Annotated in this window: 18 protein-coding genes; 10 read left to right on the plus strand and 8 right to left on the minus strand. The window is 64.0% G+C overall.

Features of this window, described 5'->3' with window-relative positions:
- On the plus strand, positions 1 to 1,153 hold a 1,153-nt coding region (locus tag GXY33_09270), incomplete at its 5' end, for a hypothetical protein (protein NLX05321.1).
- A 12-nt stretch (positions 1,154 to 1,165) separates the two neighbouring features.
- On the opposite strand, the gene GXY33_09275 is transcribed toward GXY33_09270, so the two are convergent.
- Positions 1,166 to 3,679: a family 78 glycoside hydrolase catalytic domain gene (locus tag GXY33_09275; protein NLX05322.1), complete on the minus strand. Its 2,514-nt coding sequence runs from the start codon at positions 3,677 to 3,679 to the stop codon at positions 1,166 to 1,168.
- 186 nt (positions 3,680 to 3,865) lie between these two features.
- On the opposite strand from GXY33_09275, the gene GXY33_09280 reads away from it, so the two are divergent.
- The 6 genes from GXY33_09280 to GXY33_09305 all read left to right on the plus strand — a co-directional run bounded on the left by GXY33_09280 (position 3,866) and on the right by GXY33_09305 (position 11,655).
- Complete coding sequence (locus GXY33_09280; GenBank protein NLX05323.1) at positions 3,866 to 5,167, plus strand: Gfo/Idh/MocA family oxidoreductase; 1,302 nt, start codon at positions 3,866 to 3,868, stop codon at positions 5,165 to 5,167.
- Positions 5,168 to 5,358: 191 nt separating this feature from the next.
- On the plus strand, positions 5,359 to 6,828 hold the full coding sequence (gene tadA, locus GXY33_09285; GenBank protein ID NLX05324.1) for a Flp pilus assembly complex ATPase component TadA: 1,470 nt from the start codon (positions 5,359 to 5,361) through the stop codon (positions 6,826 to 6,828).
- An 87-nt stretch (positions 6,829 to 6,915) separates the two neighbouring features.
- Complete coding sequence (locus tag GXY33_09290) at positions 6,916 to 7,995, plus strand: substrate-binding domain-containing protein (GenBank protein ID NLX05325.1); 1,080 nt, start codon at positions 6,916 to 6,918, stop codon at positions 7,993 to 7,995.
- A 2-nt stretch (positions 7,996 to 7,997) separates the two neighbouring features.
- Positions 7,998 to 8,771 carry a DUF1559 domain-containing protein gene (locus tag GXY33_09295; GenBank protein NLX05326.1) on the plus strand — a complete coding sequence of 258 codons (774 nt, stop codon included), beginning with the start codon at positions 7,998 to 8,000 and terminating at the stop codon, positions 8,769 to 8,771.
- A 12-nt stretch (positions 8,772 to 8,783) separates the two neighbouring features.
- Positions 8,784 to 9,530 (plus strand): prepilin-type N-terminal cleavage/methylation domain-containing protein, encoded by a 747-nt coding sequence (locus tag GXY33_09300; GenBank protein NLX05327.1) that lies wholly within the window; start codon positions 8,784 to 8,786, stop codon positions 9,528 to 9,530.
- Positions 9,531 to 9,573: 43 nt separating this feature from the next.
- Positions 9,574 to 11,655, plus strand: a complete 2,082-nt coding sequence (locus GXY33_09305; protein ID NLX05328.1) for a hypothetical protein — start codon at positions 9,574 to 9,576, stop codon at positions 11,653 to 11,655.
- Here the strand turns inward: GXY33_09305 and GXY33_09310 are convergent, their stop codons facing one another.
- Genes GXY33_09310 through GXY33_09325 form a run of 4 tightly spaced genes read right to left on the minus strand, consistent with a single transcriptional unit; the run spans position 11,656 to position 16,466 of the window.
- Positions 11,656 to 12,600, minus strand: coding sequence for a hypothetical protein (locus GXY33_09310; GenBank protein ID NLX05329.1), 945 nt, complete (start codon positions 12,598 to 12,600; stop codon positions 11,656 to 11,658).
- 10 nt (positions 12,601 to 12,610) lie between these two features.
- Entirely contained in the window at positions 12,611 to 13,747 is a 1,137-nt protein-coding gene (locus tag GXY33_09315) for a hypothetical protein (protein ID NLX05330.1), read from the minus strand.
- A gap of 46 nt (positions 13,748 to 13,793) precedes the next feature.
- The gene (locus GXY33_09320; GenBank protein ID NLX05331.1) at positions 13,794 to 14,603 is read right to left on the minus strand and encodes a hypothetical protein; all 810 of its coding nucleotides are present in this window, start codon (positions 14,601 to 14,603) and stop codon (positions 13,794 to 13,796) included.
- A 6-nt stretch (positions 14,604 to 14,609) separates the two neighbouring features.
- A complete protein-coding gene (locus GXY33_09325; GenBank protein ID NLX05332.1) occupies positions 14,610 to 16,466 on the minus strand; it encodes a hypothetical protein in 1,857 nt (618 codons plus the stop codon).
- Between the two features lie 359 nt (positions 16,467 to 16,825).
- Between GXY33_09325 and GXY33_09330 the strand changes: the two genes are divergently transcribed.
- The 3 genes from GXY33_09330 to GXY33_09340 all read left to right on the plus strand — a co-directional run bounded on the left by GXY33_09330 (position 16,826) and on the right by GXY33_09340 (position 22,034).
- Complete coding sequence (locus tag GXY33_09330; GenBank protein NLX05333.1) at positions 16,826 to 18,037, plus strand: GntR family transcriptional regulator; 1,212 nt, start codon at positions 16,826 to 16,828, stop codon at positions 18,035 to 18,037.
- A complete protein-coding gene (locus tag GXY33_09335) occupies positions 18,034 to 18,630 on the plus strand; it encodes a prepilin-type N-terminal cleavage/methylation domain-containing protein (protein ID NLX05334.1) in 597 nt (198 codons plus the stop codon). The genes GXY33_09330 and GXY33_09335 overlap by 4 nt, the downstream gene beginning before the upstream one ends.
- Before the next feature lie 89 nt (positions 18,631 to 18,719).
- On the plus strand, positions 18,720 to 22,034 hold the full coding sequence (locus tag GXY33_09340) for a hypothetical protein (protein ID NLX05335.1): 3,315 nt from the start codon (positions 18,720 to 18,722) through the stop codon (positions 22,032 to 22,034).
- A 93-nt stretch (positions 22,035 to 22,127) separates the two neighbouring features.
- Here the strand turns inward: GXY33_09340 and GXY33_09345 are convergent, their stop codons facing one another.
- The 3 genes from GXY33_09345 to GXY33_09355 form a co-directional block, all read right to left on the minus strand.
- On the minus strand, positions 22,128 to 22,820 hold the full coding sequence (locus tag GXY33_09345; protein ID NLX05336.1) for an MBL fold metallo-hydrolase: 693 nt from the start codon (positions 22,818 to 22,820) through the stop codon (positions 22,128 to 22,130).
- 263 nt (positions 22,821 to 23,083) lie between these two features.
- Complete coding sequence (locus tag GXY33_09350; GenBank protein NLX05337.1) at positions 23,084 to 24,109, minus strand: LacI family transcriptional regulator; 1,026 nt, start codon at positions 24,107 to 24,109, stop codon at positions 23,084 to 23,086.
- Positions 24,110 to 24,227: 118 nt separating this feature from the next.
- Positions 24,228 to 24,888: hypothetical protein (locus GXY33_09355; protein ID NLX05338.1), on the minus strand; the 661-nt coding region annotated here is incomplete at its 5' end.

A 24,888-nucleotide genomic window follows, 5' to 3' on the forward strand; every position in this document is an offset into this window, starting at 1 on the left:
CACCAATCAGCGGTACGAAGGCCTGCGGGCCGATCAACACGTCGGCGTCCTGGAGAACGCCCACCTGCGGCTGGAACTGGACCTCTGGAGCGGGGCGATCCGAAGCCTCCATGACAAATCCGGTGGGTGGGAAGTCGTTCCCGAGAGCTTCCCCTTCGGTAACGTGATCGTCCGCGAGCAGGACTGCGGCAACTTCTGGCAGTACAACGGGCCCTGCCGGGGCGATGCGTTCAGCCCCATGCCGGGACGCTATCCGCTGCCCGCGATTGAATCCCCGCGCGCGGACTTTTCCGCCAATTACCATGGCGACGGAACGATCCGCTCCGGAAGGGCCATGGCCCAGATGGCGATCGAGCATCCGTTCGGCGAGGGCCACTTCGCCACCCGCGTCCGCGTCTACGCCGGACTGCCCCGGATCGACATCCGCACCACTCTGATCAACCGCGACCGGCGGGTGCGCTACCGCATGGCCCTGCCGACCACCATCAGGGACGGAAGCATCGTCCACGAGATCCCCTTCGGCGCGATCGAACGCGGTGAGGGCGAGTTCCCAGCCCAGAACTGGATCGACTACACCGGCGACGGCCGTGGCGTGGGCCTGCTCAACCGCGGCCTGCCCGGCAACAACGTGGTCGACGGCGTGATGATGCTTTCGCTGCTCAAGTGCACCGCCATCAAGGAGGGCTACGCCGAGGTCGGAGGCTTCAAACTCGAGACCCCCACCGAGGGCGGATATGAGATCGGCAAGACCCACACCTTCGACTATGCGATTGTTCCGCACACGGGCGACTGGCGGGAAGCACGGCTGTATCGCCACGGAGCGCAGTTCAACGCCCCGCTGATCGCCCTGACCGCCGCCGGACACGATGGACCGCTGCCCCCAAGAATGAGTTTTGCGGAAGTCTCAGCGGACAATGTGGTGCTCTCGACTCTCCGATCTTCGGAAGGCGGTACCGTCGTTCGCGTCTATGAGGCACAAGGGCGCAGTACTCAGGGCGCCCGCCTGCGGCTGTTCCGACCGATCAGGCGATGCTGCCGGACCAACCTGATTGAGACCGAATGCCAGGCCGTCGAGATCGAAGACAACAGGAAGGGCTTTCGCTTCGATCTGAACCCGTTCGAAATCAAGACGTTCAGGGTCGACACCGAGTAGGCAGCGATCTTCTCAACCGCGATCAAACCGGATGTGGTGCGGGCCTTGGCCAACCGTCAGTGCCGGAAGCGTCGTGACCGTGTAGGTGGATACAGCCACGGGGTGCGGGACCAGGGGGCACAACGCGCCATCCAGCGATGCGGCCGACACCGATTGCCAGCCGGAGATCCGTGGCGGGGCCACGACGGCTTGGCAATCCGCTGGCACGACCAGATCGAGAGTCAGGTCCTCCGCGGTCCTTCGCCAGGAGACTTCGATGTATCCGTGCGGTGTGGCGACGCGGCCTTGGGCGTGCGCCAGATCGTGCGGAGCGACCCGCACGGAAAAGACGCGGTGGCCCGGCTCCAACGGGACGACGCCGAGGAACTGATGGACCATCGTCCAGAGCGGATGGGCGGCGAATCCGAAACAGCAGCCCATCGACCGTTCGAGGGCGAACTCGCTTTCCCACGTGGTGGTCGCCCCGGCTTCCAGCATCTTGCCGTACAGCCGCCGGATTTCAGCCGGCACCAGCGCGTCCATGTCGAGCATGGCCAGCGCCTCATGGAAGAACGTGGTCTGATTGACCTGGCTGGGCACGTCGCACGCCGCCGGGTCGCACACCGTCCGCAGCGCGGTGTGCAAACGGTCTTCATCACCGAGGCGGGCCAGCACAGCCATGGCGTTGGTGGTCTGGCTGACCGATTCGCTGATCCGGCCGTCGTAGATGCCGTCGATGTAGGCCCGCCGCTGCGGCGACCAGTAGCGCCGGTTGGCGGCCGCCCGAATCTCCCGTGCCGCCTTCAGCCAGCGCTTGGCCTGTTGCGTCTTGCCCAACGCCTTCGCCATTCGCGCCGCGCACTCGAGCGACAACACCAGATGTCCCGCAAAGAACGTGACTTCCCAGGAATCCCGCACGTTTGAGTTCACGTCGCTGGGACGCGTGTCGATTCCGCTCCACTCGCACCAGTGACTGCCCGGTGTGTTTCGCGGCACGCCCTCCGATCCGATGTACGCGAACAGGACGTCGAAGATCCGCTCGCAGACGCACAGCATCTCCTCGTGCCGCGGATCGGGCCCGCCGTAGAGCCAGTCGAGATAAACCACCAGCGGATACGTGTAGGTCGGGAAGATGTACTGGTTGGCCGCCGTCTGCTCGGCGTCGTAGATGCTCGGGATCGTGCTGGGAATAAAGCCGTCGGCCAGTTGCCCGCGGGCGAACATTCGCAGGGTCTGGCGGTGCATCTCGTGCCGCCCGAACATCTGCAGGTGCATCATCTCCTGGAACGGCTCGATCCACATGTTCTGCTCGCGGGCCGCGTCGCAGATGTGCCAATCCTGGTTCTTAACTTCCATGGTGCGGCGGCAAATGCCAAAGATACGATTCATCAGTTCATCGGAGCAGGAAAAGTCCGTCTCCCGCTCGACCGGGGCCGCGCTCTCGACCATTCCGACCGCGAAGACCTTCACGCGCTTGCGGCCGTCCTCGTCCGGCTGAAGGTTGCGAAAGTGCGCTTCCAGGTAGCGGGCGCCCTTGGTGTCGAATATCTCCCACCGTTGGCGGCCGCCGCGGCTGGTGTAGCGGTCCGCGTACCGCTGCTCCGCCGCGCTTTCCGGCAGCAGCAGGCACACCACGCGGTTGCGCCCCAGCGCCTCGCCATGGGCCAGATCGACCACCACGCCCGCCGGCGCCTCGAACTCGATGAAGGGATACCCGTACATCTCCTGGCCGAGGTCCACCACCAAACCCAACCCATCGGAACTGTTCTCCTGCAGGACCACCGGTCCTCGCTCGGGTTCGGTGATGGCGTCCGCGTTCCATACCACGATGCTGCTGCCCACGTAGGTCTGCTGAATCTCCTTCGCCGGCTCGTAATACGTCTGTGGCGTCCTGCCGTTGCTGCCAGCCGAGAAGTACCCGATCATCCGCGTCGGACAACGCACGATCCGCCGCATATGCGGCACGGTCCGAAGTTCCAGTTCCTTCGGCCAATACCGTTCGCTGTCGGACACGACGACGGCGCTCTGCCAGTGACGATCGTCAAACTCCGCCGACAACCAGCCGGGCTCCGCCTGCCGCGTATCAAGCCACTCCTGATGGCCGTACTGATGCGTCATGAACGGCGGGTCCGCCTCGTACTCGCTCGCCCAGCGGGCCTTCCACGTCTCGTCGCTGCCGAACGAGAGTTCCGCAGAATCGAATTGAAGGACAAAGCCTCCGCGCACCGGCCAAAGCCGCGAGGTCTTGGCGTGCCGCTGGAGAACCAAAGCGGCGATCACGTTGACTCCCGCCGTCAGCCGGGTGGCCACGTCGTAGACGTCCACCTGTTTGTATCGCGGATCGGTGGTCACCGGACCGCGCCCGACGACCTCGCCATTGACAAACAGAAGATAGCGGCAGTCGGCTGAGACATGAACGATCGCCTCCGCGGGCGACCTGCCCAGTTCGAACGCCTTGCGAAACTGCACGAACGCATTGTCCGGCTTCTGCTGCCCGCTCAGCCAGATCCAACGGGCATGAGTCGCCGCCCAATTCTGCTCAGACATCGGTTTGACCTCGATCAGTTGGTTCCTTGATTCAGGATAATCCACAAGGGACCATCGGCTTTCAAGACCAAACAGCGTGCCTCGCATGCCCGATTCCAGCAACACCCTCTTGGAAACGCGATTGTGGCCTCTAGCGAATCGCTCTATACTGGTAATGACGACTCGTGATAAGGAGACGACAGGCCGATGTCAGATAGTGACAATGGACGGGTATCAGTAGCGGTTATCGGCGCGGGCAGCCGCGGGATGACCAGCTATGGGAAGTACATCGAGGATCACCCCGAACTGGCCCATGTGGTGGCGGTGGCTGAGCCGCGGGATTACCATCGCAATGAGATGGTGCGTCGGCATAACATCCCCGCCGAGAACGTGTTCCGTACGTGGCAGGAGTTGCTTGACCGCCCGAAATTGGCCGATGCGGTCATCGTCGCCACGACAGAGCGGCTGCACACCGCTCCATCCGTGCGGGCGGCCCAGAAGGGGTATCACATCCTGCTGGAAAAGCCGATGGCTTCGACCGCCGATGAGTGCATCGAGATCGTCGCCGCGGCCAAGCGGCACAACATCGTCCTGGCGGTCTGTCATGTGCTGCGCTACGCGCCATTCTACGTGAAGATCAAGGAGATCATCGATTCGGGGTCGTTGGGCGAGATTTGCACGATTCAGCACATGGAAGGGGTGGCCTGGTGGCACCACGCCCATTCGTTCGTCCGCGGCAACTTCCGCAACGTGGCGGGGTCGTCATTCGTATTACTGGCCAAATCGTGCCACGATATCGACATCCTCCGCTGGTGGATCGACCGGCCGTGTCTCCGTGTTTCCTCATTCGGGCATCTGAAACACTTCCGCCGTGAAGCGGCGCCGCCAGAGGCGGCGGAGCGCTGCATGGACTGCCCGCTGGCCGACGAGCGGTGCCCGTATTCGGCCAAGCGGTTCTATTTTGGCAAGCTCAATCAGTCCGGGTTCGGTTGGCCGCTGGCGATGGTGATCGAGGAGCCGGACTCAGCGGCCCTGGAAAAGGCCTTGCGCGAGGGTCCGTACGGCCGTTGCGTCTACGCGTGCGATAACGACGTGATGGACAGCCAGGTGGTCAACATGGAGTTTGAAGACGGTATCACCGCCGGCTTTACCCTCAGCGCGTTCACGCCGCATGGCCGCAAGGTCCGCGTGATGGGCTCGAAAGGGTATCTCGAGGGCGAGGAGCAGATGATCCGCGTGCTCGATTTCCTTTCCGAGCAGTGGACCGAGTACGACGTGAACAAGCTGGCCGCGGACATGACGGGCGGCCACGGCGGTGGCGATCAGGGGTTGATGAAGGCGTTTTTCGGGGCCATCGGCAATGGAAGCGCCGTGGCGATCCGCACCGGACCCGACGTGACCCTCGACTCCCACCTGATCGTGTTCGCGGCTGAGAAGGCCCGCCTGGAGCGCCGCGTCGTCGAGATGTCTGAGATGTACGCGGGCCTCAAGCCGCCCACCAACGCCTAAGCTTCGTTGGTTCTCACGTAGACCAGCACGGAGCAGGCGGATCACGCGCGAAGAAATCGGCAGGTCCAGTTCGTCAGATAGAATTCCCCTCTTGATCTTTTACGTTTTGGCCGATATATTGCGCTTATAGGCTATGGTGTGTATATCGTTCACATCGCTTATATCGATTACTGCAATCTGGAGGAGCAGTCATGGCCATCAAGCATGGGACCGGTCAGGCGAGTGCTCGTGGTGGGGAGTTTGTGGGGACCAAGGAGGCGGCTGCGGAGCTTGGGGTCAGTGAGGCGACGATGCGTCGCTGGTTGGCGGAGGGCCGGATCGCCGGCCGGCGGGTGGGCAAGCAGTGGCGGATCGCGCGCAGCGAATTGGGCCGGGCGGTGCGGGTGCCGGAGGTTAGCGAGGGTGAGCTGGCATCGGTCGGTTCGGAACTGCTGGCGCGGCTGGACCGCGAGCTTTCGGCGGCGCTGGGTGAAGAAGATGTTCCATTGCCGGAAGAACTGGCTGACTGGGCCTCACCGGGCGCGGCGAGATTGATACGGCAGGCGATTCGGGAGGGCGTGTCCGATCTGCACATTGAACCGGGCGCCGAGACGGTCAAGATTCGCAAGCGGATCGATGGTCTGCTGCACGACGTGGTCACGTTGTCCCGCGAGTCGGGCAAGGCGCTGGTGGATCGGATCAAGGAGACCTCAGCGATGGACGCGACCGAGCGGAGTCGGCCGCAGTTCTCGGTGGTTCGGACGCAGATCGGCGGCGAGACAATCGATCTGCATCTGGCTACGTTCCCAGCGTGGCGCGGCGAGTCGCTGACCATCCGCCTGATGCATCCGTCGCGGATCAAGCTTGGGTTGGAGCATCTGGGGTTTGAGCCGGACCAACTGGCGGCGTATCGGCGGATTATTCACATGCCGTACGGCTTGGTGCTCGGCGGCGGTCCGGCCGGCTGCGGCAAGACCACGACTGTCTATTCGACCTTGTTCGAGCTTTCCGGGCCGGGAGTCAAGGTCATGACGGCTGAGAACCCGGTCGAGTACGACATCGAGGGGATGACGCAGATGCAGATCGATCCGGCGATCGGGGTGGGCTATTCGCAGGCGATCTACTCGATGATGCGATCGGCTCCGAACATCATGTTTGTCGGCGAGTTGCTCGATCTGCAGACGGCTGAGCAGTTGGTACAGGCGGCGATGACGGGGCATATGGTGTTTTCGCTGGTGCACGCGGGGACGACGATCGGGATCATTGGGCGGCTGATCGATCTGGGGTTGGAGCGGCGCATGATCGGGTCGGCGGTGCGCGGCCTGTTCACCCAGCGGCTATTGCGGTTGATCTGTCCGGAATGCAAGGTGGAGTACGATCCGCAAGACCAGGAGTTGACCGCGTTGGGTCTTGATCCGCACGATCGGTCGCGGACGTTCTGGTGCGGGAAAGGCTGTGCTGCGTGTAATCAGACCGGATATCGAGGCCGGACGGCGGTTTTTGAGGTGCTGGAGATGACGGATGAGCTTCGCGAGGCGATTGTGGCTGAGGCGTCGCCGTCGCGGTTGGCGGAGATCGCCCATGCTCAGGGTTGGAGGCCGTTGCGCGAGGTGGCGCTGGCGAAGCTATACGGCGGGGAGACGACTCTGGCTGAGGCAACGTGTGTGGCGTTCGACTCCTGAGCTGGGCCAGGAGGGGGTTGACTTTTTGCTGTCTGGGTGTTACAGTGCGGACAGATTGCTAAACTGTACAGCCCAGATGGCGAGAAAATGAGAACGGCAATACCACAAGTTGAGCCTTTTCAACGGGTTGAGAGCTATTTGCGGTCGGTGGTCGATGCGGCATCGCCGGGGGAGCGGCTGCCGTCGGTTCGGACGGTGATGCGTCAGTGCCGGGTCAGCAAGGCGTTGGCCGATCGCGTTTTGTCGCGATTTCAGGGGGAGGGGCTGATCGAATCGCGTCCGCGTTCGGGCCTGTTTCGGGCGGGTCGGCCGGCCGTGAGGGAGCGGGTGATTGACTACCTGTTTTTTGGTGCGCACGGCGGGCTGGTGCGAGGCGGTTTCCACAGCGAGTTGATTGCGTGTGTGGCGGCTGAGCTGGCGGGTCGGTCGGAGTTTCTTCGGGTTCGCATCATGCGGAACGAGCCGGATCCGCAGGGGGTGGTGGAGAACATCATCCGTCGCGACGGGGCGGAGGTGGTCACATGCAGCCTGAGGGTCAGCGACATTCCTTATCTGAAGATGCTCAGGGACGCGGGCGTGCTTTGTTTGAATCTGCTGCCGAACCTGGCTGAGCCGATTTCGCCGATGCTGAGCCTCGACGACGCCGGAATGGTCCGCGGGCAGATTGAATACCTGACGGGACTGGGCCACCGGCGGATCGGGTACCTTCACAGCGTGCAGGAGGGTGAGTTTCACCGGCCCGTGAACCATCGGCTTGACGCGTTCTATCGTCTGGCGATGGAGTACCGGCTTGAGGTGGAGCCGGAGTGGGTGCGTTCTGTCGGCTGGGATCAGGACCGCATCCGGAGTGAGACGCGGGTGCTGCTGGCGATGGAGCGGCGGCCGACGGCGTTGATTATCTCGGACCCGCACGTGAATCCCGTGTACGCTGAGCTTCGCGCTGGAGGGTTGACGCCGGGTGTGGAGATCAGCGTGGTCGGGACGGACGACCTGCCGTGGGCTGCGCACGTCGATCCGCCGCTGACGTCGCTGCGGGTTCCTCGCACGCGGGCGGCCCGGACCCTGTGCGAGATGCTGGATATGCTCAGGAAGGGCGAAGACCCCGGTGTGCGCTATATCGAAACGGAAATGATGATACGCCGTTCAGCCAATGCCCCGAGGAGTTAACCATGACGACCCTGGTCGGATTTCGAGAGGTCTGGCGAGGAGTTTGTGGGCACAGGCGCGGCGGGTTCACGCTGATCGAACTTCTGGTGGTGGTGGCGATCATCGCGGTGCTGGTGGCGGTTCTTTTGCCGGCGCTGAATTCGGCGCGCGAGCAGGCGCGGCGTGCGGTCTGCAAGAGCAATTTGCGCAACGTGGTGGTTTCGTTCACGCTGTACGCTGAGGAGAACGCCGGTCGGTTTCCGCTGACGGACGGTCGGACGGAAGACGGCGGGACGGCCAACTACGACAACTGGCTTCGGATCGCTTCCGGCTTTCAGCAGTTCAGTTACTGGCCGCTGCTTGCGCCCCGCCAGCAGTGGTCGAGCAGCGGGTACTGGATCATTCACGAGTTGCGGGGCGTGCTTCGCGACCCGCGGCTGCTCTACTGTCCTTCGGACGACTACCGCGCCGAGGTCGACTTCAGTCTGAATCCGTGGGCGTCGGGCGGGCATCGGGTCAGTTACGCGTACCGCGGCACGACGACTCCGCCGGACGGGAGGCGTTACAACTACAACCTGGGCGGCCCGGACTCGCTATCGGACGAGGCGAGGGTCATGGTCGCCGATCGGTTCGCGGGCGACCCGGAGATATATCCTCGCGCCCATGCCCCGGACTACTACAACGTGGGACGGTCTGACGGCGGCGTACGGGCGGTGTTTGACGGAGACGGTCAGATCGCCGCCTTTTCGATCGTATGGAACCGTCGTGCCGTCTGGTCCGAATTTGACGTACGGTAGAGGATGCGGACGATGAACCATGATCTACAAGGACCGGCCAAGCGGGCCCGATCGTCGGTCGGGGGTTTTACACTGATCGAGCTTCTGGTGGTGGTGGCGATCATCGCGGTGCTGGTTTCGCTGCTGCTGCCGGCGCTGAGCGCCGCGCGGGAGCAGGCCCGGCGGGTCGTCTGCGTCAGCAATCAGCGGAGTTTGGTTCAAGCGTTTATGTTGTACGCCGGCGACCACGGCGACCGCTTCGCGCCCGGATGCGGGGCCAGCGGCTACCGGTCGAACTACGACATATATCTTGAGATCGGCGGCAGCGGGGCGGACTACTACGTTAAATACAGCTACTGGACGCTGCTCTTTGCCAATCTGCTGCCTCAGCCGCGGAGTCTCTACTGCCCATCGGATAGCAGGTACACGTACGCGACCCACTACCCCGAAGGTTCGACCAACGGCATCTGGCACGGGCGGGTCAGCTATCCGTTCCGCGGGATTACGCCCGTCCACAGCGGCTCGAACAAGGATCCGGTGTATATCCGCTGGGGCAACTACAACGGTCCGAACCGCGTGACAGACCCAACGCAGGCCATGACGGCCGATCAGTTCATGGGCGCGGTGCTCCTTCACGCGAACGGGTACAACGTCGGCTACAGCGACGGCAGCGCACGGAGCGTGCACGACAGGAACGGGCAGTTGCTCGAATGGAGCGTTTTCTGGGCCGATTCGAGAAAAGCAAGAAACGAATGCTGGTCGCTGTTCGATCAGCAATAGCCCGTGCGGCCATCCTGGATTCTCAAGGAAAGGCGAAATCGGCATGCCGTGTTCCATGTTTTGTGTGTTGGCCCTCGTCCTGGCGGTGACGTTCCGGGCCATTCCCGCTCAGGCGACGATCAAGACCGTGCGGCAGACCATGGACATCGGAGACTACCGCATCACCAACATCGGCCGATGGACCGCCGATACGCGCAAGGACGACCGGCCGGAGGATCTGTGGCGGTACTACATGCACGGTGTGGTGGACCATTTCGCCACGCCGGTGCCGTGGGAGGCGATGCTGGGACCGGACCAGGCGGCGGAGGGGTGGCTGACCGATCAGCCGATCGACACGCCGTACAAGCAGTCGAATATGCCGGCCCTCGTTCTGGACTGCACGGGCAAGCTGCCGTTCGGGCCGCAGCTCGAAACGGAAAAGGATCGGGTTCCGTCGCGGCAGATCGACCTGGCCCAACCGGTGCCGGTTGACATGGCCGCCGTTCGCGGCAAGCGGCTGCGTCTGTTCGTGTGGCACAAGGGCGACGACATCGGGGCCCGGAACAACTGCTGGCACAGCGCCGACATTTACGTGACGGTTCGCGACGCCGACGGCAATCCGCTCTCGGCGCATGAGGGGTACTTCCAGACGCTGCGAACGTTCCCGTGGCACTGCTACTACACCGACACGTTCGTGCCGGAGGAGGCAGCGGGCGTGTATCTGCGGTTCTACAACAAGTTTCACGGCGTGGCGTATTTCTCGAACCTTTCGTGGGAAGTAGTAAACGATTCGAACACCTACGACAACAACGAGAAACAGGACCCGTTCTCGGGGAGTCTGGCGTTCAACCCGATCTATCAGGAGATGCCGTATCACCTGAAGTGGGGGTTCGGATCGAAGTATCCGTGGCGGTTCGTGCTGGGCGAGAAGATCGGCCTGGCCGGCCAGCCGTACGACATTACCACCAACGAGGGCTTCCGCAAATACTACCTCGAGGAGGCCAGGACCGAGCCGGAGCACATGAACCACGGCATCCTGTACATGCAGTCGATGTACCGCAACGGGATGGCGGGCAAGATGCTGCCTCCGATGGAGGACGGGTGGCTGGAGAACTTCGCGAAGGTGTTGATGGACGATCAGGATCCGGAGACGGGTTACTGGCACGATGGGGTCAATCTGAGCCTGGGCCTGACGTTTCACCTGGTGGACATGCACTTTCGCTACTATGACATGCCGCGGCCGGACCGCGAGGACCAGGTTTCCCGCGGCCACGCGCTGGTCCAGTACATTCCGCGAGCGAAGGAGATCATTCTCACGTCGCTGGCTCAGCAGTCGTCGTACACCGACGAGCAGGGCGTGCATCGCAAGGCGGCTTGGAACTGGCCGGCGTACCGGCTGACGACCCAGCCGGACCAGTACGAACAGAAGTGCTACCTGGGTACGACGTGGGACGCGATCTGCCTGATCCGCCGGTGCTCGCGTTATGTGGACGAGGACCTGCAGGAACAGGTGTACGAATCGGTCAAGGCGGCGTTCCGGTACGTGCTGCACGAGATGGTCTACGAGGATGGGACGTTTCGCCAGCGGGATACCGACGAGCATCCGACCAGCGCCAGTTACATGGGTCACATCCTGCAGGACAGCAGTTGGCTGGAGCGGCGGATCACCGCCGACGTGCCGGTTCCGAAAGTCGAAGCCGCCGTCGACGAGAAGGGACGGTGCAGGTTTCGATGGGTCGAACCGAGCGATCCGCAGAACTCGGTGCGGATATACGTGGCTCCCAACGGCACCGCGGCCGACGCGATCAACGAATCGCACCTGGCCGGGATCATTCATCGGACGGGCGAGAAGGTCTACGAGATGGACCCGCTGCTGGCGGTGCAGAAGATTCGCAGAGGGACGGCTGAGCGGTGGGGCGGCACGATGGAGTTGCCGCCCGCGAATGACTGGCGCGGCCGCCGATACCTGCCGTGGAAGCTGCGGATGGTGGCGTACGACGCGGATTACTCGCTGCCGCACGCGGATCAGGCCGGGCCGCTGAGCCTGACGATTGAGGAGCCGCGAAAGAAGGCGGTCTACGTCTCGGCGGCGACGTGGTACGGCGAGGAGTGCACGCCGGTGAAGGTGGAATTGACCGGGCGATAATCAGGGGTGAAAGAAGGCGACGAGTTTTTCCGCTGCGGCCTTGTAGGCCATTTCCTGGGATTCGTAGGTTACGCCGCCGAGGTGCGGGGTGATGATAAGGTTGGGGTGCATCCGCTCGTAGGCGATCAGCGGGTGTTGCGAGAGGTCTTCCCGCCATTCGCCCTCGATCACGTCGAGTCCGGCGGCTGAGAGCTTGCCGCTTTCGAGGGCCCCGACCAGGGCCTCTTCGTCGAGGATCGCGCCGCGGCTGGTGTTGATCAGGACGGCTCCGTCCTTCATCATCGCGAATTGGTCTGGTCCGATCAGGCGGCGGTTTTCCGGAGTCAGATGGATATGGATGGTGAGGATATCGGATTCGCGAAGCAGGCGCTCGAACGAGACCATCTCGACGTCGGGCAATTGCACGTTGCGGCGGTCGCAGCCGATCACCCGCATGCGGAACGCCCGGCCGTAATCGGCGACGATCGCGCCGAGCCGTCCGCAGCCGAGGATGCCCAGCGTCTTGTAGGCGATCTGGCGGCCGCGCAGGGCGTCGCGGGCCCAGATGCCCTTGCGCGAGTGCTCAACCGCTTCGGGGATTCGGCGGGCGCAAGCGAGGAGAAGCGTCCAGGTCAGTTCCGCCGTCGCGGTGATCCGGTCGAGCAGAGTCCGATCGTCCTTGAGGCCGAGCACGGCGATGTTGCGCTCCTCGGCGGCGTCGAAGTCGATGTGATCGAGGCCGGTCGACGGGGTGGCGGCGGCTCGCAGCTTGGGGGCCAGGGCCATCAGTTCCGCGGTGAGCCGCACGTGGAGCGAGGCGAAGTAGGCCTCGGCGTCGGGAAGCTCCTGGGCCAGCGATTGCTCGGTCGGTTCGACGTAGCGGACGTCGAAGGCGTCTTCGAGCACGGCCTGCGTTTCCGGCAGGTGTCCGATATCGGCGGCACAGACCACGACGGGTTTGCTCATGGCGCTTTCCTCACAGGCGAATCGGATAGTCGCGATGCTCGCGCACCCAGTGCGAGACGAGCTTGACGTGCTGCCAGGACGCTCCGGGCATGATCTGATCGGCCACGCCGAGCATGAAGCGGTCGCCCGGGGCGAGCTGGCGGTAGATCATTTCCAGATGGTCGCGCAGTTTCTCGATCGGCGTGGACGGCTCGAACATCGGCGAGGGGATGCCGCCCCAGATGGTGATCTTGTCGCGCCAGGCGCTTCGCGCCTGGGCGATCGTGCAGCGGACCATCGGAGCGCAGGCGAGACAGTCGGCCACGTCGAACCCGGCCTCGACGACCAGGTCCAGCAGATCGCTCATGTCGCCGTCGCCGTGGAAGGCGACCTTCTTGCCGGCGGTGTGCATCGCCGCGGTGAACTCCCGCAGGTACGGCAGGAAATGCTCGCGGAAGACCGGCGGCGAGGTCATCATCGAGTCGAAGTTGACCCCGTGCATCACCAGTTCAGCCGGCGACTCGGCGACGATCGGCCACATGCGCCGCCAGGCGCGGTTGGCCCTTTCGACCGCTTCCAGCACCACGTCGGGCCGGTCGAACAGGTCGAGGTAGCCGCGCTCGTAGCCGGTCCAGCGGATCAGCAGTTCGTGAAACGGGATTGCCCCGAGGATGACCATCGGCAGTCCGGACGGTCCGATCGCGGCGTCGTAGGTCCGGTACGTATCGTAAGCGGGAACGAACTCGGCGGCCTCGGCGATCTCGGCGAAGACGCGGTAGTCATCGAGCGTCCTGATCGGATATTCGACGATGGTGGGCGAAAGGCCGGCCTCGCGGTCACCGGGGCCATAGCTGCGCACGCAGCGGACGTTGCCGGAAGCGGTGCGCCATTCGGTGATGACGCGGTCGCCTTCCTGGCGCTCGATGCGTTCGACCGGCGGGCGGTAGCGGATATCGTAGACTTTGGCGCCTCGGGCGGAGCGGGCAAAACCCAGATGGTCTTCGACCTGTTCGATCGACATGCCGCTCAGTTCATCCGGCAGGCCGGTGCCATGGATGCAGGCGTTGTACCACTTGTCGATCCGCAGGACGGCTGGGATCGCCTCCGGCTGATCGCCGGAGATGGCCTTTTGTATCTGCTCTCGCCAGTTGACTGAATGTGCCGCCATGGGTCATTCCGAGATGTAGGTCCGCCGCCCACGGCGGACTCTTCGTTCAGTACGGCGAGCCGGCGGCGCCGGCTTGCTTGGATGCCTGGCCGCCGAGGGCGTTGCGCATGGTCTGTGCCTTTTCCGCTGAGGCGGCCGGCAGCAGCGACGCATCGGCGCCGACGACGATCAGGCGATAACCCAGTTGGACGGCTTCGTTGAGGGATTCCGGTGTGGCGAAGACGCCGCCGGCGAACTTGCCGTGGCGTTTGGCGGCGTCGGCGACGGTCTTGAGGGCCTTGTCGAAACAGCCCTTCGGTCGCGGTTTGTCCATCGCCAGCCCTTGCCGCATGGCCATGTCGTCGGGCCCGAAGAAGAGGACGTCGACGCCTTGGACGGCGGCGATGGCGTCGGCGTTTTCGACGCCGGTCTGGGTTTCGATCTGGCAGACCAGCAGCGGCTGAGTGCGTTCCTGATGCGAATAGCCGCGGCCGAACAGGTCGACCGCGCGACGGGCGCCGTAGGATCGCGAGCCGAGGGGCGGGAATCGGCTGGCCTCGACGGCGGCTTTGGCCTGCTCGGGCGTGTCGATGACCGGGACCATGACGGCTTCGCATCCGGTATCGAGGGTCTTGCCGATGTAGCCGGGTTCGTGGCCCGGCACGCGGACCACGGTCGGCCGATCAACGAGGTTGGCCGCCCGCACGCCGGCCAGCACGTCGCGATAGTCGAGTTGCCCGTGTTGACCGTCCAGCCAGATCCAGTCCCAGTCCGGGCCGATCCGCTCGATCACGCCGCTCGTCGGCCACATGATCCCGAAGCCCAGTTGCGGCCCCTTGGCCAGGGCCTCCCGCATGTCCATCAGTTCACGTCTCACGTCGTCCTACCTTTCCAGTGTGATTTCGACCGTTGTCGGTTGTTCGATCGGCTGCGGCAAGAGCACGAGCCGCCGATCGCGGCCGAAGGGTTGTTCGAGAAACTCGTCGCCCGGGCGAAGGGCCTGGCCGTCGATCCTGCAGCGCAGCGTGGCGCCTTCCGACATGCCGCGCAGGCAGAACGCGGTCATCCGCCGGCGGATGCCGTGTGGATCGAGCTTCACTTTGACTCGTCCATCCTGAGGGATCAACACGTATGTTCCGGTGTTGCGGTCGAAACAGCCGTCGAAGCCGATCGCCTCAGCCGGCTGTTCGCGTTGCATATCGTAGATGAGCGCCGTGCCGATTTCGGTTTCGACGGCCATCGGCTGGTACCAGTCGTCTCGCAGATTGAGAACGTCGGCCTGGGCGGCGGTGATATCGTCGCCTCGCTGCCATTCGGTGACGATGGAGAAGCCGTATTCGCGGCCGGGGATGGTCGGGCCGGCGCGGAAGTCGTGGCTGGCGGTCAGACCGCGCGGGCACCGCCAGGCGAAGATGTTCGCTGGGTGGTCGCCGTCGACGTTCAGCAGGCTGCCGATCACGGCTTTGAGGAACCACTGCTGCCCGCCCAGATCGAGCGGGAAGACCACCGCCAGCGGATAGGCCTGTCCGCAAGTCTGCTGACCGAGATGGCTGAAAGCGCCCTGTGGCCAAAGCGCCCACTCCATGAACGTGCGGGTGTTGCCCAGGGCCAGGCGTGCATGGCCGTTGACCACGCGGCCGAGCAGGTCGAAATCGGGTCCGTCGCTGCGGCAGACGAGAGTCAGCACGTAGTCGGCCAAAACGATCCGCTGCGGGTAGAAATACGCTGTGCCTCTGGCCCAGCCGCGGACGTCGTCCGACTGCTCGCCGCTTTTGGGCATCGGCCCGCGCCAGTCAATGACGTCGGCGACCGGACCCTCGCCGACCATGTGCAGGTCGGCGCCCTGGGTGTACTTGAGCTCCGATCCGCCGATGTGGCCGTGCTGCAGGCCGCTCTCCCAGAAGAACGTGAGGTTCGGCGCGGCGCTCTGCTTGAGGCGCATCTTCTGGATGTTGCCGGGGCGGACCAGGGCTTGGTACTGGTCCTTTTCGATCAGGTACTTGGGCACGGCTTGGCTGGTGGTCATACGGAAGGTCTGCCAAGTCGTAGTGTGCGGGTCGGCGAAGAGGCCGACCACGGTGACGCCTCCAGCGGCGGGTGCCTGGGCGGCCAGGATCTGCCGGCCGTTGACCAGCAGCAGGTGGGCTGTGCCGTTGGTCTGCCAGACGACCTGGACCTCGTCGCCCGCGGCCAACGGGCAGGCGGCTTCGGCGAGAAGGTTGTGCGAACAGGCGGCGTTGCCGGACGGTGTGACCCAGATGAGTCTGGCGGTTTGCCCGTCGAAGACCATCTGCATGTAGTAGGATGCGTTGTAGTGCTGCGTGATCAGGCCCCAGGTGCGGCCCTGTTCGTGCTCGCCCACTCGGAATGCGGCCTCGACCGTGCCGTGGATTTCGCCGTCGGCAAAGACGTAAACCGTTTGGTCGGCTGGACTGATGCCGTCCTTTTCGCATCGCCACGTCCCGTCGGCGTGCCAGTCGGCATAGTCGCCGAACCATTGGGCCTGCGGACGAGTGAAATCGCCGCGAAAGAGCTCCTGTTCCTCGACCGCAAACTCTTCGAGCGGTTGAGTTTGGCCGTTGCGTGCCAGGACCGCCCGGTATGACCCGCCGGGCAGGACGCTCCAGCCGAGCCCGGCCTCGATGAACCGGCCGTGCCAGACGTCCACCCGCACCGCGTCAACGTCGCCGGTCAGGATGTGGCTCTGCCAGACCCTGAACCCGCCATTCTCGTACACCACCAGACGCGCTCCGCTTGGGTCAAGACGCCGAAGCGGAAGGGTTGGGCTGCCGTGCATTTTGTCTCACTTGCCAAGTCACTGGGTTGGTGGCCATGCGCCCTGCTCTCTCACAGCCAGAGTTCTGTGGCCGGCTGTGAGGTCGATCCATGTATAGGGTCAAATTCTACAGACTCCTCGATCCGGCTGAAAGGTCTTATCCGGACCGGCCTCTGCTCGGTGCATCAAACAGTGGGTTGAAGATGCGAAGTCATTAACGATAGTTATTAATAGCGATTCAGATACATGGTTGGTTTGGGTATTGACAGGTCATTCGGGACTTGGTAGACTTAAGCCGGCTTAAGTCGGCTAGAGGATTGACGATGGCGGGTATCGAACTCAGTAAGGACTCCGGGACGCTATACGGCGAACTGGTTGACCGGCTCAAACGGTACATTCGCGAGGAGGGGCTTGGTCCGGGCCGGCGTTTTCCGTCGCATCGGCAGATTGCGGACATGGCTGGAGTAAGTCGGGTGACGGCGCGGCTGGCGGTCAAGCAGTTGGAAAAGGAGGGGATTCTGGAGAGCTGTGCGGGGCAGGGGACGTTTCTTCGGCGGGTGCCCGCCGACGATGGCGGGCAGGGCGAGCGGCGGATCACGCGGCAGGTGGGGGTGGTGCTGTCGATCTGGGATCGGGTGGGGGCGTTGAGCTGGAACGACTCGCGGATCATACCGGGGATTCTCGAGGAGGCGGCGAATCACAACGTCGCTGTTCAGTTGATTCCGCATGAGTTGGCGGTGGGCGATCCGGGGCGATTTGACCGGTATCTTCTTGACCGTCAACTGGATGGGCTGATCTGGCTGGAGATGCAGATTGGGATGGCGATCACGGCCGCACGGTGGGTTGAGCGGGGTTTGCCGCAGGTCTGCGTTCAGCGCCGGGTGACGGGGATTCAGACCCCGTTAGTTTCGGAAGACAATTACCGGGCTGCGAGACACGCGGCCAGGATACTGCTGGATGAGGGGCATCAGAGGGTGCTGGTGACGCATCCGGAGGCGAACACCTCGAGCATTGCGGAACGTCTGGCGGGCGTGCGGGACGAACTGGACGGGGGGGGCGTCGGCTGGCCGGCGGAGTGGTTTGTCCGGGTTCCCGAGTGGCCGTATCCCCGTTGGCTTCCGATGCATCTTCGCGAGGCGCTGGAGCGGGTTAGGCCTACGGCGGTGCTCATGCTGGAGGGCGGCACATCGGAACTGGTGGAGGCGGGCGGGCCGCTGGGGCTTGAATTCGGCCGCAACTGCCGTCTGGTCAGTTTTCATCCGCCGGCGGCGGTGGAGGGGGCCAAGCCGAAGCGGTACACGTATTTCTGGCCGCGGCTCAGGGAGATCGGGCAGCAGTCGGTCGCGCTGTGGCTTCGGGCGGCGCGGGAGATGGAATCGCAAAAGGACTTTCGGCCGGACTGGACCGAGTGGGTGGAAATGGAGGCGCGGGAGTTTCCGCCTTCAGCCGCGGAGTTGCACGCTGCGGCGGTTGGTCGGCGTGAAGGAGCAATCATGTCGTTGAATGGAAGAGAAAGCGGCGGGCTGCAAAGATGAAGACGAGGAGTTTTACACTGATTGAGCTTCTGGTGGTGGTGGCGATCGTCGCGGTGCTGGTCGCGATTCTGCTGCCGGCGCTGACGGCGGCGCGAGACCAGGCCCGGAGCACGATTTGCGCGACGAATCTGCGCCAGGTCGGCACGGCGTATCGGCTCTATGCGGACGAGCACAGCGGGAGGCTGCCGCCGAACTGGGACCCGACCATTTCCAACCCCGACTGGTATCACTGGCACGAGTACGTGGGCAAGCAGATTCCTTCCGATTCGAACGTGTGGGTATGTCCCACCAATCCGTGGCATAGCGGGCAGGTGTACGGCATCAATGTGCACGTCAGCTACGCCAATGACTTTGAGGCCCTGAGCGTCTTTGACGATCTGCTGACCAGCGAGGCGTTTCTCTTTGGCGACGGGCCCAACGGCTGGAAGAATCTCTCGTGGACGTACGGGGTTCCTGGAGCCGATTACGGGGCGGGTGGTCTGCACCTCCGTCACGCGGAGCGGGCGATGGTGGTGATGCTGGACGGCCACACGGAGGCGCGAACGGACGGGGAGATCCCGGCGGCTCACGTGTCTTTCTGGTCCGGTCGGTAACAGGAGTTCTCATGACCCGTGCAAGGTGTGCCCTGACTGTGCTCATCGTTTTGGTTGCTTCCTGCGTTGCTTTTGCGTCGCGTACGGTCGTGGTGCTTGACCATAACTGGCAGGGCGTGACGGTGGAGGGTCGGTCGGCGGGGGAGAGTGTGCCGGAGTCGGGCTGGTCGGCGGTGGAGGTTCCGTATTGCCACGGCGGCAAGTCGGTGTGGCTGAAGCGTGCGGTTCGCGTGGAGGAGGCTTGGCGCGGTCGGCGGGTCGCGCTGTGGTTCGAGCAGGCGAACTACCGGACGCGGGTGTGGGTCAACGGCCGGTTGTGCGGCGGGCACGACGGGGCGTTCGGGTCGTTCGAGATCGAGCTGACCGAGGCGGTGGAGTTCGGCAGGGACAATGAGATTGCGGTGGCGATCTCGGGTCCGCCGGCCAATGAGCACGGTCAGTCGCCGGATGCGCTGGGGTACGGTCAGTCGTGGGTTTGGGGCGTGTATGGGCCGATCGAACTGCGGGTGACCGACCCGGTGTATATCCGGGATGTGTTTATCGTGCCGTCGGTTCGGAAGCAGTCGCTGACGGTGGAGGTGGAGGCGACAGCGGCAGAGGCACTGGCGGCACAGTTCGTGGTGTGCGACGCGGAGGGGGCGGTGGTACTGGAGAGTCCCGCGGCGGCGTTGGACGGGCAGGGAAAGGGGGAAGTTCGGGCGGCGTGGCCCGATCCGCGGCTTTGGAGTCCGGAGGATCCGTATCTCCACGAGCTGACGCTGCGGCTCCTTCGCGACGGGAAGGTCATCGATGAAGTTAGGCGGCGTTTCGGGTTTCGGGAGTTCTGGACGGAGGGGGCGCAGTTTCGACTGAACGGTCGGCGGATCAATCTGCGCGGCGACGGGTGGCACTGGCGAGGACTCGTGAGCAGGGAGTGGATTCGGACTCTGTTTACGACGCTCAAGCGGGCGGGCATCAACATCTATCGCGGCCACGGGCCGCACGAGGACTCGTGGCTCGAGATGGCCGACGAGATGGGGATGCTGCTGGCGGCTGAGGGGCCGGTACACCAGATGCAGTATCTGGACGTCGGTCATCCGGCGTTCTGGTCGAACGTGCAGCGGACGTATCACGAGTGGGTCCGGCGGGTGCGGAACCATCCGTCGGTGGTTTTGTACAGCGCGGACAACGAGGTGGCCAACGGGTACGAGTCGCTCGGCGGTTATTCGCCGGAGAAGGAGGCGGCCCATCGCGCGGACGAGCGCGTCGGCTGGGTGCTGCGGTTTGCCGGGTTCATACGTGAGGTGGATCCGACGCGGCCGATCATGCACGAGGGGGACGGCGGGCTCAATGGCGAAGCGGACGTGATCAACCTGCACTATCCTCACGAGGCGCCGTTCTGGCACCTGTATCCGCAGACGACGTACTGGCTGGCGGATCAGCCGGCGGAATGCACGTGGAAGTATGAGCCGCCGGACGGGCGGCGGCCGGTGTATATCGGGGAGTTCGGGCGGAACTTCGACGCCTCGCCGCGGTCGGTGGCGTTTATGGTGAGCGATAGCGCGTATGTTGACGTGAAGAGTTACTATCGCGGGCTGGGACGGATCATGCGGGAGGCGATCATCGGGTTTCGGGCGTGCGACGTGGCGGGGATTGCGCCGTGGAACACCAGCGTGTACGGGTTGTACTGGCCGGACGGCGGCGAACCGCAGCCGAACGGCTTGTATGAGGGCATCACTGAGGGGTTTGTGCCGGAGGCGGTGTTCGTCAAGGAGCATTACACGCGGTTGTATGGGAATGACAGGCTCAAGCGAACGGTGCTGGCGTTCAACGATACGCTGGCGGATCGCGAGTATGAGCTGGTCTGGCGGCTGACGGATGAGGCGGGCGGTGTGGTTGGCGAGGGAAGGCGGGAGCTTCGGCTTGACGCGGGCGAGCATGCCGAGGTGACGCTGGATCGCGAGCTTCCGGACTGTAATACAACGACGGCGCTGAACCTGGTGATTGAGTTTCGGCGAGACGGGTGTGCGGTTGGTTCCACGACGCAGGCGTTGCGGTTGTTTGCCCGGAAGGCGGCGGGCGTGGCGGACCGGGAGGTGTTGCTGTACGACCCGGCCAAGGCGGCCGAGGCGGCGCTGAAGGCGGCTGGGCTGCGGGTTCGGACGGTGGCGAAGATGCCTGAGACGATGCCGCGAGGCGGCGTGCTGGTGGTCGGGCCGAATGCGTTGACGGATGAAGTTGCGGCTGAGTGTGAACGTCTGGCGGGTGGTGGGGCGCACGTGATCGTATTGGCTCAGGATCGCTGGCCGGACGGATGGCTGGGGCTTTCTCAGCCGGGTTCGCCGATCGCCTGCACGCTGGCGTTCGCGATCGATCCGGCGAATCCGGCATTTGCCGGTCTTGAAGCGGACGATCTGAAGTATTGGGCGGCGGATCACGTGGTGTGCCGGAACCTGCTGGTCAAGCCGGATCGCGGGCCGCTGGTGGCGTTGGCGGAGAGCGGGGGGAATCGGCTTGGGTTGAAGTTGACGCCGCTGGCGCAGGGGCGAGTCGGGTCGGGTCGGATCAGCGTCTGTCAGTTGGACGTGACGGGCAAACTGGCGGTCGAGCCGGCGGCGCGGCAGATTTTGTTGAACCTGATTGGTCAGCCGGTTGAGGTGCGGGCGGAGCGTCGGGTGGCGGTGATTGCGGAGGCGGCGGATTTGATCGCTCCGCTGCGCGATGCGGGATTGATCGGGATGGACAGCGTCGCGGCTTCGCAGCCGGTTCCGCAGAGCGCCGATCTGGTCATTCTTGACGGTCGGCTGTTGGCGTCGATGTCGGAGGCGAGGGTTGATGCGTTGGCGCGGAGCGCGGAGGGCGGTAGTACGATCCTTGTCACAGCGGTCGAGCCGGCGGGGGTGGAGCGGTTGTCGCGGTTGATCGGTCAGCCGGTTCGATTGAGCGGCTGCGAGTGTTTCCAGGCGGCCAAGGCGGGCGATGATTTGCTGGTGAGCGGGATCAGCCACGACGATCTGTGCTGGGTTGTTTACGACGAGTGGGGCAGCGAGTTTCGCAACGAGGACAACCGGCGGTGGGCGATCGCCAGTCACGCCATCGCCTCGCCGATCGAGGGCGGGCGGGTGCTGCTGACGAGCGCCGAGGTGATCCTCAACGGTCAGTGGTACGGCGACGGGATCGTCCAGCGGCCGCCGACGTACCAGTTCACCGATGGCGGTCAGCCGCTGATGGTGAGCGTGATTCGCGGTCGCGGGCGGATCGTCCTGTGCCAGTTGAACCTTCACGATCCGGCGCAGGCGACGGAGATTCCGTTGCCGGGCCATCGGCTGTGGGAGCAGGACCGGTACGACCCGCGTCGGGTGCGCACGCGGATTCTGGCGACACTGCTGGCGAATCTCGGGGCGGATTTGAAGGGAGCGGAGTAGTCAGACGACGGGCGGCTTCATCTGAGGTTCGGCCGGCGCACCATGCTGATTGGCTCGGCGAACGCTGCGGTCGAGCGGGGTCTGGCCGTTCCACTACTCGACATGGAGTTCCATCATGTCGTGGGCGAATTCGAACGCGAGGTGGGGATATCTTTGAATGATGGCCTCCATATAGTCCCACCCAAACATTCGGAGTTCTTCCTCTTCTATGTGCGTGAAGATTGTTCTTCCGGGGGCAATCTCTTCGATGCGGCGCATGGCCTCGTCCATGCCGATTTCGCGCGGGTAATCGCTGAAGCATCCACACTCGGTGATCCAGAGGTCAAGATGACGAAACTCGCGGTAGGTTCGGAATGAGAGGGTGTCGCACGGGGAATAGAGGACCGCGTGCTTCGCCTCGTTACGGATGAGGTATGCGAACGTGTCCGACTCCGCTTCGGCGAATCCGATCGGCTGAATCGTCGTGGCGCCCAAAGTGACCAGTTCACGGTCCGCCAGGAGCCGAAGGTCGGCTGTGTGCAACGTCTGCAGTTGATGGGTGAGGGCGGGATAGACCTTGATGAGGGTCGGGTATACCTTCTGGGGGACAAACAGCGAGAACCGTTTTGTCGCAACGTCGCGGTAGACACCGTATCCGGACTCCATGAGCAGCCGCAGACCGAAGCAGTGATCGGGATGCCAATGGGTCAGAAACAGGGCGTCGATGCGCTCGATGCGACCGGCATTGACGGACGCGCTGATGTCTTCCGGGCAATCGAACAGTGCGTTGGCCTCGTGGAGGAACATAGCGCTTGAATGCCGCGCATACGGCGCACCGATTGTTCTAGCCTTGGTGCAGACGGGGCACGAACAACCGATCCTGGGCGTTGGCAGCGAGCCGCCGGATCCGAGTATCGTGATGTGCATGGGATCGTCGTTTTGGTCACGGTTTCCGAATCAGATATCCGTACGGGCTATCCTACCTCACGACGGGACGCCGTCGAGCTTTCTTGCGGTGCGTCGGGACGACGCACCCTACAACCTGAGGCGGACCCGGGTCGCGTGGGATGTCAGGCGATGGGTTGGCCGCTGCTGGCGCGGATGAGCAGGTCGCCTCTGATTCGTCGGCCGGGGGTGGGGCCGGAGTTTCCGGCGATCTGGTCGAGGAGAATGGCGGCGGCGGATCGGCCGAAGTCGTAGCGGCGTTCGCGGATGGTGGTCAGTTCGCACATGGCGTATCGGCTGAAGTAAAGGTCGCCGATTCCGACGAGGGCGAGGTCGCGGCCGACGCGCAGGTTACGTTCGAAGAGTCGGTGCATGACCTGGTAGGCGACGGCGTCGTTGATGGCGAGGATCGCGGTGGGAGGGGGCGTGAGGGCGAGGGCCCGGTCGACGGCGTCGTAGACCGTCTGTTCCTGGCCGGTTTTGCTGAAGATCATCAGTTCGGTCGGGTCGGTCGCAGTTTCGGCGAAATACTGTCGGGCGGCGGCGTAGCGTTCTTCCTGGGTGACGCTGGGGCCGTCGGGTCCGATGAGGGCGATGCGGCGATGGCCGAGTTGGGCCAGGTGATCGAGGAGTTGGCGGACGGCGTCGGGTCCGTCGAGCATCACGAAGTTGTCGTCGAAGCCGGGCAGGGTATCGCAGACAAAGACGACGGGGAAGCCGCGGTCGCGGAGTTCCTGATAGAACGGCAGGTTGTCACGGTGCGGGATGGAGATGAGTCCGGCGACCTGCTTGGCGAGCAGAGCTTCGATTTCGCGGCGTTCGCGTCGGGTGTCCCAGAACCAGCCGGCGAGGAATGTGGTCTGGACGAGGCCGTCCTCGGCGGATTCCTGGAGCATGGCGTCGATGCCTTCGACGGTTTCGTGGGCGCTGCTGATCCGCAGGTCGGGAAACAGGACGCCGATGCCTCTCGGCTGTTGTTTGACGAGGGACTGGGCCCAGTAGTTTGGGACGAAGCGGTGGCGGCGAGCGGCCTGGAGGACCCGCTGGACGGTTTCGGGGGGGATTTTTTTCTCGGTGGCTTTGCCGTTGAGGACATAGCTGACGGTGGCGTGGGAGACGGACAGTTCTCGGGCGAGGTCCTGCATGGTCACGCGGTTGGCGGATCGGTCTGGGTTATTCGGCCGGCTCATACGTGTAAGTATATCGTAAACGGCGTTTTCGATCAATCGGTAAGGCGGGTGGGCCGTCGGAGCCGGGTTGGGCGGATTGTCAGGACCGGTTGCCGCCCTGTTCTCGGGAGATGAGTTCCTGGGTCAGGCGGAACAACGGGCCAGGCGGGCCGGGGTACATCCAGGCTGATCGGGCGAGGGCGCCCCTGGCTTCGTTGATGAGCAGGAGGCTGACGCCGCATTTTTCCGCTTCGCGGACGCGGGCGTGGTAGTTTTCTTCGGTGAACTGTTCGGCTGACATGTAGCGAAAGCGGCTGACGATGCGGATGTTGTCGCGGACGGCGGCGGGCAGGGCGTCGACGTCGCGGAACGACCAGAAGGCGAGGGCGTCGACGAGGCGCTCGCGGGCGAGGGTCTCGATCTCGATATAGGCGGGCATCGCGCCCCAGTTGGGCAGGTTCTCCCAGCCGATTTCGGGTTCGCGGTAGCCGGGTCTGGCGATGCCGCCCTGGCCTTCAATGATCAGTTCGATCTTACGGCCGGTGGCGCGTTCCTTTTGGCGGACCAGGTCGTTGACGCGGCGGACGAAGGCGGTGAAAAAGCTTTGCTGGTGCTTGATCCAGCGCGGGTCGTCTTCGGGCAGGTCGAGCGGATCGAGGCTGTGGGTCTGTTTGAAGCTGTCGCGGACGGGCGGTTCGTAGCCGAGGCCGAGGCATGCGACCAGGAACAGGCCGTCGAGGCCGTAGTCGAGCGCTTCGTCG

This window comes from Phycisphaerae bacterium (genome assembly GCA_012729815.1).
In the GTDB taxonomy this organism is placed as follows: Bacteria; Planctomycetota; Phycisphaerae; order JAAYCJ01; family JAAYCJ01; genus JAAYCJ01.